Below are 12,815 nucleotides of genomic sequence, written 5' to 3' on the forward strand. Positions count from 1 at the left end.
TGTATTTTATTTCTCATCTTTTAAGATCTCTTCGGATAGAGCAGAAATTTTCTTTCCAACCTTTGATATCCAACTAGGACCCGCTTTTAATCTCTTTATCTCTTGATTTAGATCTTTAATCTGCTCTCTCTTTTCAGGCAGATTTAGTGCATCAGCCTTTTTAAGTAAAGAAAGTGCCTCTTTGTACTCCTCTTTACCCTTAAGCTCATTTATTTTGGTGATAAGAGAATTGAACTCAGCATTTTTCTTTCTCAACTCTTCCTCTTTTCTCTTTTTCTCCTCTTCTGCAGCTCTTTTTTCTGCCAGTTTCTTATCAGGTGATTCGTACTGTTGTTTAGGTTTTCTCTCCTCAGCCGCCTCATTATCGAATAGGTCTGCAACAACATTTGTACTGTGCTGTACTTTATATGAATCATCTTTTCTGCAGCTCTCTTTACCAGCAGCAAGTATAGAAAGTATTCCTATCTGAGCACCATCTCTCTTCAACTCAACGGCACCGCTTACAGTTAATTGAATATCTTTTGCTACACGTACTTTCTCAAGCTTTGTGAGTTTGGTAAATGCCTCTTCTATATTCTTCATGTTTGCTCCTCCGCCAGTAAGAACGGCTCCTGCTAGAAGTTTGTCAGATGAATAGCCTGAAAGATATATTTGGTTCCATGCATTTGAGATAATCTCGTTTACACGTGCTTCTATAATCTCTTGTAGAAGTGATGCTTCGATAGAACATTTGCCTTCTATCTTGTATACTTTCTCTTGATCTTTTTCAGAAGGTTCATAATAGGCATCTCCAAATTTCACCTTCAACTCTTCAGCCTCTTCTTCCTCAATCTGCTGACTGCAAATATCTTTAGTAATATTGTTTCCTCCTAATGGAATTACAGCCAGATGTCTTAATATATTGTTTTTGAAAAGAGAAACTGTAGTGGTATCGGCACCAAAGTCCACTAGCATACATCCCGATCTCTTTTCGCTGTTAGTCAGAACTGCATTTGCCACAGCAATTGGTTGTGTTATATAGTCGACAATGTCAATGTTTGATTGGTCAAAACATTTGTCAATATTCATTTTCAGGGAATTTCTTGCTATGATGTTCAAGAAACGTCCTTCAATATGATCGGTAGGCACTCCAACAGGATCTGTAAGGTAGTTAATTCCAACTTTATACTCTTGTGGAGCTACTTCCAATATCTCTTGATCAATTATTGGAACCTCACGATTGCTGTCCATCAATAAATCAATAAATTCCTGAGATATCTTTGTCTCCTCTCCTAAGTGGCGAACCTCAGTATTACGTATTGTTCTTAGCGACTGTCCGCTTATTCCTACATATACTCTTCCAATAGAATCCTTGATAGTATTCTCAAGTCTTTTTATTATGGAATTAAGACATTGTGAAGTCTTATCAAGATTGTATATGACTCCTTTCCTAATAAATTCGGAAGATTTCTCGCTGGCAACTGCCATAATTTGTATGCTGCCGTCAGGATTTTTCTTACCTACAATACCTGTCGCTTTAGATGAACCCAGTTCTATTGCTGCGATAAAATCAGTTGATACCATATATTATAACTCTTTTTTAGTACAAATTATTTGATTACTGAACTCTAAACTTATCCTATCATATTTATTCCATCCAACTATATTTAGAGCCTTTTCATAAAAAATCTTTAGCCTTTTGAACTTATCTTCATATTCTTCTGCCTTTCCTAGAAAAATAATATGGTCTCCAACCATAGGTACTATCTCTACCTCTTTAGTTGTGGTAATATTGATCTGTTCAATCTGTGATCTCCAGAAAGGATTGTTATTGATAAATTGCCCAAGTTTAAAAATTTCATTCTTTGCCATTTTCCTGTCAATATAACCGGTAACAACAGGCACATATATTGGGGTTTTGACTAAAGGCATAATTTTCGCCTTACAATCTATATAATAACACTCGCCATTATTGCCCATCACCCTTAATATAGGAACTCTCTGGTTTATGACTATGGCTATTTTCCGATTACTTGTCTTATAACACTCCACATTATCTACGAGAGGAAGTCTATTTAATTCCTTCTCCATAATCTTGGTATTGATACTGTTCATATCTTTCCCAACAGGCATTAGGCCTTTTGACTTAAGTTGATCAGTAATACCCTTTTTTGTGATAAAGCCGTAGTCTATGCTGTCGGCGATGAAGACTCCCACACTGTCACATCTTTGCCCAATAGGTCGGGCATTTAGCATGGTAACAGCAACCACAAGGTAGCTGGTTATCATAAGAAGAAACAGCAGTATGAAAATCCTTTTTATCATCTCTTATTTAAAATATCACAAATATTTGGAGCAAAATTATCTATGTCGCCTGCTCCAAGAGTAATTAGCACCTGGAACTCCTTCTTCTTCAACAAATCCAATAGTTCCTCCTTCTTGCACATATATTTCTCTACGCCAGGGGCAAGATTATCGTATATCAGTTGGCTCGTAACACCTGGTATTGGTTTTTCACGAGCAGGATAAATATCTATTATTATAACCTCATCAAGTAGAGAGAGACTATCAGCAAAATCTTTATAGAAGTCACGAGTACGTGTATAAAGATGTGGTTGAAAAACAGCAGAAATCTTCTTATCCTGATACAATGCTCTCATAGATAAGATGCTCTGTTTAATTTCAGCTGGGTGATGAGCATAATCGCTTAAGAATACTACTTTGTCATTCTTAATCTTAAAGTCGAAACGTCTGTCTACTCCTCTGAAAGTAGCCATTGCTGCTTTAATCTCTTCATTTGATACTCCACTCATCTGTGCTATAGCCATTGCAGCTATTCCATTGTCAATGTTGATAGCTACAGGCACGCCAAGCTGTATATCTTTAATATTGCCGAAAGGTGAGATGAAGTCGAAAAAGATTTCTCCATTGCCAATTCTTACATTCTCAGCATGGAAGTCTCCACTTTCACGGCTATAGGTATATATTTTTGTTCCTGGCTTTACATCAGGCTTCAGCGCTAAATTCTCGTGTATTATCAATGCGCCATCGCTAGATATAAGTGAGGTATAGTGACGGAAACTCTCAAGATATTCCTCTTTAGTTCCATATATATCAAGATGGTCAGCATCTGTAGATGTTATTACTGAAATATAAGGAGTGAGCCAATGAAATGAACGATCGAACTCATCAGCTTCAATAACTACATAGTCACTTTTATCTGAGAGTAGCAAATTAGTTCCATAGTTCTTTGAAATACCTCCTAGAAAAGCATTACACTCTACGTGTGAATTATGGAGCAGATGTGCTGCCATAGTAGATGTAGTCGTTTTACCATGAGTTCCGGCAACGCATAGACCTTTTGATGTTTTAGTAAGCATACCCAACACCTGTGATCTTTTCATAATCTGGAATCCATTTTCTTTGAAGAAACAAAATTCAGTGTGATCACCGGGAATAGCAGGTGTATAGACAATAAGAGTAGTAGCAGCATCCTTAAAATCCTCAGCTATCTCATCCACACTATCCTTATAGTGTATATCGGCACCCTCTTCAATTAGTTTGTCAGTAAGTTCACTTGGGGTCTTGTCATATCCACCAACTCTCTTCTGCTTTGATAGGAAATATCTTACCAAAGCGCTCATACCTATACCACCGGCACCAATAAAATATACTGATTTGAAAGTATTAACATCCATGTTCATTTCTATATTTTTCAGCAAGTTTGCACACCTCGTCAGCAATAACATTTGCCGAGTCAGTAAATGCAAGTTTCTCAATATTCATACTTAATTTTTTCAGAAGTTCATCGTTCTTTACACTATCTATCGCTTTACTTATAAGTCCCTCTGAAGCAGCAGCATCTTTTATGTAAAGAGCAGCCTCTTTAGTTACAAGAGCAAGTGCATTCTTTGTCTGATGATCCTCTGCAACATTTGGTGAAGGGACAAGAACAACAGGCTTTTTTAGTATGCAGAACTCAGATATGGATCCTGCTCCAGCTCTACTTATAACAAGGTCGGCTGCTGCATATGCCTTTGTCATGTCGCTTATGAAGTCGGTTACATAAATCATAGGCAACTCACCAAAAGATTCTACAGCTTTCTTGGCTTCGTCAAAATAGATTTTTCCGGTCTGCCATATGAACTGTACATTCGATTCTTTTATCTTCTCAATGCCTTCAATCATGCAGTTGTTAAGAGTTCTTGCTCCAAGACTTCCTCCAATTACAAGTATAGTTTTCTTGTTTGGATTAAGTCCGAATGATTTAATAGCCTCTTCTCTTGTCGTTTCCTTATCAAACAGCCCTTGTCTTACCGGGTTTCCAGTAAGAATAATTTTCTCTTTATCGAAAAATCTCTCCATACCTTCGTATGCAACACATATCTTGCTTGCTTTTTTAGCAAGCAGCTTGTTAGTTACTCCGGCATAAGAATTCTGTTCCTGTATAAGAGAAGGAATACCCATTGTCCCTGCAACTTTAAGTGTCGGTCCGCTTGCATAGCCTCCTACACCTACAGCTACCTGAGGTTTGAACTCCTTAATTATTTTTTTTGCCATATACTGACTCTTGAAGAGCTTTATCAGTACTGGTATATTTTTAAAGAGGTTTTTTCTGTCGAATCCTGCAACAGGAAGCCCTTTAATGTCATAACCAGCAGCTGGTACACGTTGCATCTCCATTCTTCCTAATGCGCCGACGAACAATATCTTAGCTTCTGGATGCTTTGCTTTAATTGCATTCGCAATAGATACGGCAGGGAAGATATGTCCCCCTGTTCCACCACCGCTAATTATAACTCTTAATTCTACTCCCATATTTTTTATTATATTACAAAGTTATCAATAAACAGGCAATATATATTTAATAATATAGTAATTTATTAATAACATTTTTTGTTTCGTCCTAAATATATTTTTTCCTAATCATTCTTGATTATCAGCACTAACAGCCTGTTCGCTGTTTACAATATCCTTAGCTTTCTCTAAAAGAGTCTGTGTGGCAGCCTGCAATTTTGCCTCATTTGCTGCTTCTTCCTCTGCGGTCTTCTCTGCTTCTTGTTCTGCCACGAAACGGCTTACGCTCAATATCATTCCGATATATGCGCAGTTTATCAGCGTTGATGTACCACCTTTACTGATAAGAGGCAGTGGTTGTCCTGTAACGGGGAATAGTCCCACAGCTACCATCATATTCAGTAGCGCCTGAGAAACCAATAGAAGGGCAATTCCCATAACGAGAAATGCCGGGAATGATTTGTCACATTTTCTTGCAATTTTACCCGCTCGCATAAGTAACCATAGATAGAGAAGTACAATAAAGGCTCCTCCCACCAGCCCGAGTTCCTCAACAATGATAGCAAATATAAAGTCGGAGAATGCTTGTGAGAGGAAGTCTCTCTGTACACTATTACCAGGCATTTTTCCGACAACATTGCTTGATGCTATCGCTATGTTGGCATGTGCAATCTGAGCATCTTTATCGATGTCATATTTAGCTGCAGGAACATCCTCTTTGTCATCGAAGAATCCTTTAATACGGCCTTGCCATGTCTCGACTCTATGCATTAGAGGTACCTTGCTTAACTTCTGTGTTGGTAGAGCCATTACTATAGAAACGAAGAGGGTAACCACGAAGAGAATGCCGAAGGTAAGCTTCATAATCTGTCTCCATGGAACTCTTCCGATAATCATCATTAGGTAGACAACTCCGAAGAGAAGTGCTGCTGTAGATCCATTTTCAGGTGCTATGAGCACGAAAGCTATTCCCACTATTATCATAATGTATTTAAAAGCTTTCGGATTTGCACCATCCTCATCTTGTAGTTTAGAAAGAATAAAAGCTGTTGCTACTATTACTGCCATCTTTGCCAACTCCGAAGGTTGGAACTGTATTCCAAAAAATGTCATCCATCTTGCAGCTCCATTTATTCTGTCGCCTGTCAAAACACCCATTGCCATAACAAAGGCAAGAAGTATAGTAGAGATAGGGTAGAGAAAAAATGGAATCACACGGAACCATTTGCATGGAATGTTGTGTACAAAGATTACAATGGCCACACCCACAAGCAAAATAACACTATGTTGTGTGATAGGTCCCCAGTGGTCGCCCGTCTTATATGTCAGAGTACTGGCAGCACTGAAAACCTCCGTAATAGATATAAGGCAAAGGAATAGGAATATAATCCAAATTACTTTATCACCTTTAAACAGATCTTTTATTAAATCCATTATATACTGAAATTATAAATTCCTTACACACTCCTTGAATTGTTCTCCTCTGTCTTCATAACTCTTGAAGAGATCAAAACTTGCGCAACAAGGACTAAGCAAAACTGTCTCGCCCTTTTTTGCCATATTGTATGCGGCATCTACTGCATCTTTCATGCTTCTTACATCGGCTATAGGAATCCCGTAACCATCGAAGAACTCATGTAACTTCTCATTGTGGAGTCCCATAAATATAAGTCCGCTACAATTCTCCTTAACTAGATCAGCAATCTCATTATAGTCATTTCCTTTATCTTTTCCTCCAAGAATAAGTACAGTCTTAGTAGTCATGCTCTTGAGTGCATACCAGCATGAATTTACATTTGTTGCCTTAGAGTCATTGATGTATTCTACACCTTTAACCTTGCATACCTTCTCCAATCTGTGTTCTACACCTTCGAAATCGCTAAGTGCCTCACGTATACACTCTTTGCGTATACCTGCAATATCGGCAGATATCCCGGCAGCCATTGAGTTGAAAAGATTATGAGTGCCAGTAAGAGCTAAATCCTCCTGTTCCATGTTGAATGGTACAGGTTCCATAAAAAATACTTTATCCTGTTCTGTGTATGCAGCGACACCGTTCTCCTTGTTCTCTGAGAAAGGATAGTGCTGTCCATGAATTCCATATTTGCTAAGTTCAGCTCTGATGATAGGGTCATCGTTCCAGAAAATGAATGCATCTTCAGGAGTTTGGTTCTGAATTATTCTGAACTTTGAATCAACATAGTTCTGCATTTTGAAATCATAACGATCTAGATGATCAGGAGTGATATTCATCAATACAGCAATGTTTGCATGGAACTTGTACATATTATCCAACTGGAAGCTACTTAATTCAATGATATAGTAATCATGGTTGCTTTCTGCAACTTGTAGAGCAAGACTCTGACCAATATTTCCAGCAAGGCCTACGTTAAGACCCGCTTTCTTGAATATATGATATATCAAAGATGTAGTTGTTGTCTTACCATTACTACCAGTGATACATATCATCTTTGCATTTGTATATCTTCCGGCAAATTCAATTTCAGATATTATAGGAATTCCTTTAGACTGAATTTCCATTATCATAGGAGCATTGTTAGGAATACCCGGACTCTTGATAACCTCATCTGCATTCAGTATCAGTTCTTTGGAGTGATGTCCCTCTTCCCACTCAATTCCTCTCTCGTTAAGCATAGATTTGTAATTATCCTTAATAAGGGACATGTCGGAAACAAAGGTGTCAAAACCTTTCTTTTGAGCTAATATAGCAGCTCCAACGCCACTCTCACCTGCTCCTAATATGACAATTCTTTTACCCATAATGATATTTTTTTCTTATCTTATCTTTAATGTTATTATAGTAATGGCTGCAAGGACAATAGTTATAATCCAGAATCTCACAGTAATCTTAGATTCATGGAAAACATTATTTGGCCCTTTGAATATATAAGAGCAGTTAGGGTCCAACTGAGCCATTGTTGTTCTGAAATGGTCGTGTATAGGTGCTCTCTTAAAGACTCTTTGCAGATGCCCTTTTTTCTTTCCACTCTTAAAATATCTCACTTGAAGTATCACAGATAGATTCTCGATAAGGAATATACCACATAATATAGGTATTAGTAGTTCCTTATGGATTGTTATGGCGAATACAGCAATAATGCCGCCAATAGTCAAACTTCCTGTATCACCCATAAATACCTGTGCAGGAAATGCATTGTACCATAGAAATCCTATAAGAGCACCAATGAATGCACATATGAAAATTACCAACTCCTCACTGCCCGGTATATACATTATATTAAGGTATCCTGCATATTCTATATGGCTCGAGACGTAAGCAAGGATACCAAGCGTAAGTCCGATAATTGCTGAGTTACCAGCCGCCATACCATCCATACCATCATTGAGATTAGCGCCGTTGGATACTGCTGTGACAACGAAAATTGTTACGAAGACAAATATAATCCATCCTACTGTCTGTGAATTCTCACCTAAGAAGCCAACGAAATCAGAGTAATCAAAGTTGTTATTCTTGAAGAATGGTATAGTAGTCTTTGTAGACTTTTCATTCAATGCTTTATGGACAATCTCTATATTATCACCCTTCTTTACCTCAATATTTTCTCTTATAACCACTTTAGGGCTTAGATATAGTGTAAGGCCTACAATCAGACCTAATCCAACTTGTCCTATGATTTTGAATTTGCCATGAAGTCCCTCTTTATCTTTTCTGAATACCTTAATATAGTCGTCGAGGAATCCTAATGTGCCCAACCATACTGTTGTGATAATCATTAACATCATATATACATTACCCAATCTACCAAGAAGAAGGCATGGTATAAGTATTGCAACAATGATAATGATACCTCCCATTGTTGGAACTCCTACCTTGTTTACATTGAATGGGTCAATAGAGGCATCTCTCTGTGTTTCTGTTATCTGATGTCTCTTCAAAAGGCTTATGAAATATTGACCGAATATTGCAGATATAAGTAATGACAATATAATTGCCATCAATGATCTGAATGAGACATATCCGAACATTCTAGCTCCTGGGAAGTCAAATCTTTCTAAATATTTAAATAGATAGTATAGCATATCATTATTTTTTATTCATTGTCAAAAACTTCCTTTAAAATCTCTTTGTCGTCGAAATGATGCTTAACACCTTTTATATCCTGGTAGTTTTCATGTCCTTTTCCGGCAACTAAAATAACATCTCTATTTCCTGCGAGCATGCATGCAGTACGAATAGCTTCTTTTCTGTCTATTATGCATACCACCTTCTTCATCTGCTCTTTATTAAGTCCGGCAACCATATCGTTTATGATATCTTGAGGCTCTTCAAATCGTGGATTATCTGAAGTGATTATAACCCTATCGCTCTGCTTCACTGCCTCTTGAGCCATGATAGGTCGTTTGCCTTTATCTCTGTTTCCTCCTGCTCCGACTACTGTAATTACCTCTCCTTTGCCTTGCAATACTTCGTGGATAGCATTGAGAACATTCTCAATAGCATCTGGAGTATGTGCGTAGTCAACAATTGCAGTATAACCCTTTGATGATCTTAATGAGTCGAATCGTCCTGCAACAGGGCGCAAAGTGCTTAGAACCAACAAAACATCTTCTGGTTTCTTGCCAAGAAGACATGCTGCTCCATAGACTGCAAGGAGGTTGGATGCATTAAAGCGACCTATAAACCGAACATTCACCTCTATATTATTTATCTCCATAGACATTCCTTCGAATGTATCCTCAAGAACCTTCCCTTTGAAATCACTTATGCTTCGGATGGAGTAATCGGATACCTTTGCTTTTGTATTCTGGGTCATAACAAGACCATTTTTGTCATCAAGGTTTGTAAGTGCGAATGCGCTTTTTGGAAGATGGTCAAAGAATGCTTTCTTTGCTTTGAGGTAGTTCTCGAATGTCTTATGATAATCTAAGTGATCGCGTGTTATGTTTGTGAAAATGCCCCCGGCATATTTCAGTCCACCAATTCTTTTCTGAGAAATAGAGTGGGAGCTTACCTCCATAAAAACATATTTACATCCCTCATCAGCCATCTGTCCAAGTAGCTTGTTTAAAGTGATTGGATCGGGAGTGGTATGTTCTGTAGGTACAGGTTTATCATCAATATAGTTGCATACTGTAGAGATAAGTCCAACCTTGTATCCGAATTTGCGGAACATATCATATAATAAGGTAGCTATTGTAGTCTTTCCGTTAGTTCCGGTAACTCCGACGAGTTCAACCTTGCTTGTAGGATCTCCATAGAAATTTGTGGCAACCTGTCCCACGATATCTTCTGTATCTACTACTTTAATGTAGCATATATCTTCTTTCAGATTCTCTGGCAAATCTTGGCATATTACCACCTTGGTACCCTTTTCTATAGCTTTCTCTATATATTCGTGTCCATCTGCTTGCGTACCTTTTATAGCAATGAAGATGTGTCCCTCCTCAATTAACCTGGAGTCAATGTTTACTCCTTTAATATCACAGTTCAAGTTCCCATGAACTTCTACTGTCTTTACTCCTTTAATTATATCTCCTAGTTTCATGTTGTAAAACTTTATTTTAAAATTAAATGTATCGCTTCACCCCTGACTACACGCTTTCCTGCAGCCAAACTTTGTGATTCGACTTTTCCTACTCCACCAACTCTTGCCTTTAACCCTAAACTCTCTAGTAGATAAACAGCATCTTTAGCTCCCATACCTTTTACATTAGGAACTATTCTGTTGTTTCCCTTATATCTTTTTAGTACTATTTTGTTATTCTGTGCAGCAGGCACACCCCAAATAGGACTATTTAAATTTGTGTTGTCAGGAATTCCAACGGTAGAAATATTTATATTATTAAGTACGTAATGTGCTGCAGCGATATCGCCACATTTTACGTCAGGGATAAGTATACTTGCAGAATCTTTTGCTTCTGACAGGTTTTTAGCAAGATGTTTTGCAAAAACTCTTTCAGCAATTTCACTGAACACTTTACCTGCCATAAGACCACCTGATGCAGGTAGTCCAGGTTTTTGGATAGCTACTATACAGCTGTATTTAGGATCTTCTGAAGGGAAATATCCACAGAAACTTACTAAGTATCGTCTTCCTCCACCCATATATCCCTCTTTACCTTGAGAGACTTGTGCTGTTCCTGTCTTTCCAGATACATGGAACTGTTTAGAACCTGCTCTTTTTCCCAGACCTTCGCTTACCACCTTTTCAAGGATAGTCTGAATCTGTGATAATGTTCTCTTAGATGCGATCGCTGGATTTAAAACTTCAGTAGGAACTTCTTTTATAACTTCATCACCTCTGGTAATAGCTCTTACGAACTTTGGTTTTACCATAACTCCTCCATTAGCTATAGCGTTATAGAATGCAAGTGTGTTAATAGGAGGTACTTGTGTTTCATATCCTATTGACATCCATGCAAGTGCAGTCTTTGACCAATTGTTCTTGTTAGGCATTCTAATATGAGGGTTACCTGAACCGGGTATATCAAGATTTAGTGGGGTTGCAATGCCAAGTTTATATAGTCCTTCTACAAATTTAGTCGGATTGTTATGATAGTTCTCATCAATAAGTCTAGATACTCCGATATTTGATGATACCATAAGAGACTTGGTTGTTGTAAGAACACCATATCCACCCTTATGCCAGTTATGGTCTTTCATAGGACGGCCATGCATGTTGTATACACCATTACCTGTATCTACAGTCTGGTCAGGAGTAATCTTACCATCTTCGAGAGCTACCATGATAGATGCTGTTTTAAAAGTAGAACCAGGTTCCATCATATCTGCTACTGCGTTGTTCTTTAGCTCTCTATATACGCCGTCGTTGCACTTGGTCATATTAACTATGGCCTTTACCTCTCCAGTCTTAACTTCCATAAGCACAGCTACACCTACAGTGGCATTAATCTCGTTAAGTTCATCTATAAGTGCTTTCTCTGCTATATCCTGCATTCCAACATCAATGGTTGTTATAATGTCGTAGCCGTCAACAGGAGGGAGGTCAACAATATTGAGATATTTGTTCATCACCTTTTGGCGGTGAGTGATTCCGGGGACACCTTTTAATATTGAATCATATGATAATTCAAGTCCGTTCTTTGCACCAAGTTCAATCTCTGAGTACATATCTCCAAGCGTTCTTTTAGCCAATGAACCAAATGGTTTTTTTCTCTGGTTAAAAGCCTGCTCATGGAAGCCGCCCTTGAATTTGCTTAGTTTAAATACAGGTAGTTGTTTTACCTCTTTATATTCAATATATGATATGCGATTTGGGTATAGAAGGTAGTTCCTACTCCTTTTTCTTCTGCCCTTCATTATGTGAGCTCGGAAATCGGCAATACTTTTATCCGGGAATATCTGATTCAGACCAATGCATATTGAGTCCATATTTGCTCTGAGGAGACTGTCTTTATAATCACCTCCGGCAAGGAAGTCCATATATATCTTGTACTCCGGCAAACTACTTGCCATGAGCTGACCGTCTGAAGAGAGGATATTGCCTCTGTTAGGGTTAACTTCTACGTTCTCTTTGACGAATCTATCTGCAACATCCTGCCAATATTGTTTCTCGGCAAACATTATGATTCCTGCTTTAACAACAATAGCAAGACCTACCAGCCCCATGATTAGCATGATGAAGGTATACCTGATCATTATATTGCTCTTCTTTGGAATCATTTCTCGTCAATAACAATTAAATATGGTCTGTTTGTTGCTGTCTGCAACTCACTTCCCTGTGTTGAAATATATTCTTCTATCTTAGATTGTCTACTTTTCTCCATGAGTTCTGATGATCTAGTCAATGCATCGTATTTTACATCATCCAACTCTTTCTTCAATCTGTCTATTTCAATTAACTCTTGCTGGCTGCTATATCGGTTGTCAATATATAAAACAGTAAGAATCATTATAAGTATAAGCAAGCGCGTCTGTCTCTTAAAAAAGTCATTAGCAAGTATATCACCTCCCAAGATGCTCCTTATAGACATCTTTTTTGAAGTGTTCTCACTTTTATTGCTCTCTTTTTTGTCAATAACGGGCTCTTCCATAA

The 12,815-nt window shown here is 37.9% G+C and carries 10 protein-coding genes; all 10 read right to left on the reverse strand.

What is annotated here, in order from left to right:
• Positions 1-6: 6 nt before the first annotated feature.
• Positions 7-1,563 carry a cell division protein FtsA gene (ftsA, locus tag JCM15092_RS01040; RefSeq protein ID WP_024993028.1) on the reverse strand — a complete coding sequence of 519 codons (1,557 nt, stop codon included), beginning with the start codon at positions 1,561-1,563 and terminating at the stop codon, positions 7-9.
• A gap of 3 nt (positions 1,564-1,566) precedes the next feature.
• Positions 1,567-2,304, reverse strand: coding sequence for a cell division protein FtsQ/DivIB (locus JCM15092_RS01045; protein WP_024993029.1), 738 nt, complete (start codon positions 2,302-2,304; stop codon positions 1,567-1,569).
• Entirely contained in the window at positions 2,301-3,677 is a 1,377-nt protein-coding gene (murC, locus tag JCM15092_RS01050) for a UDP-N-acetylmuramate--L-alanine ligase (RefSeq protein WP_024993030.1), read from the reverse strand. Before murC ends, JCM15092_RS01045 begins: the two co-directional genes overlap by 4 nt.
• The gene (murG, locus tag JCM15092_RS01055) at positions 3,667-4,797 is read right to left on the reverse strand and encodes an undecaprenyldiphospho-muramoylpentapeptide beta-N-acetylglucosaminyltransferase (protein ID WP_024993031.1); all 1,131 of its coding nucleotides are present in this window, start codon (positions 4,795-4,797) and stop codon (positions 3,667-3,669) included. The genes murC and murG overlap by 11 nt, the downstream gene beginning before the upstream one ends.
• A 108-nt stretch (positions 4,798-4,905) precedes the next feature.
• Positions 4,906-6,210: an FtsW/RodA/SpoVE family cell cycle protein gene (locus JCM15092_RS01060; RefSeq protein ID WP_024993032.1), complete on the reverse strand. Its 1,305-nt coding sequence runs from the start codon at positions 6,208-6,210 to the stop codon at positions 4,906-4,908.
• A 12-nt stretch (positions 6,211-6,222) separates the two neighbouring features.
• Positions 6,223-7,557, reverse strand: a complete 1,335-nt coding sequence (gene murD, locus JCM15092_RS01065) for a UDP-N-acetylmuramoyl-L-alanine--D-glutamate ligase (RefSeq protein WP_024993033.1) — start codon at positions 7,555-7,557, stop codon at positions 6,223-6,225.
• 15 nt (positions 7,558-7,572) lie between these two features.
• A complete protein-coding gene (mraY, locus tag JCM15092_RS01070) occupies positions 7,573-8,838 on the reverse strand; it encodes a phospho-N-acetylmuramoyl-pentapeptide-transferase (RefSeq protein ID WP_024993034.1) in 1,266 nt (421 codons plus the stop codon).
• Between the two features lie 11 nt (positions 8,839-8,849).
• On the reverse strand, positions 8,850-10,304 hold the full coding sequence (locus JCM15092_RS01075) for a UDP-N-acetylmuramoyl-L-alanyl-D-glutamate--2,6-diaminopimelate ligase (protein ID WP_024993035.1): 1,455 nt from the start codon (positions 10,302-10,304) through the stop codon (positions 8,850-8,852).
• 11 nt (positions 10,305-10,315) lie between these two features.
• Positions 10,316-12,442, reverse strand: coding sequence for a PASTA domain-containing penicillin-binding protein (locus tag JCM15092_RS01080; RefSeq protein ID WP_024993036.1), 2,127 nt, complete (start codon positions 12,440-12,442; stop codon positions 10,316-10,318).
• Positions 12,439-12,813, reverse strand: a complete 375-nt coding sequence (locus JCM15092_RS01085) for an FtsL-like putative cell division protein (protein WP_024993037.1) — start codon at positions 12,811-12,813, stop codon at positions 12,439-12,441. The genes JCM15092_RS01080 and JCM15092_RS01085 overlap by 4 nt, the downstream gene beginning before the upstream one ends.
• Positions 12,814-12,815 lie beyond the last annotated feature (2 nt).

Origin of the sequence: Phocaeicola paurosaccharolyticus JCM 15092, from assembly GCF_000613805.1 — a bacterium.
Classification (GTDB): domain Bacteria; phylum Bacteroidota; class Bacteroidia; order Bacteroidales; family Bacteroidaceae; genus Phocaeicola; species Phocaeicola paurosaccharolyticus.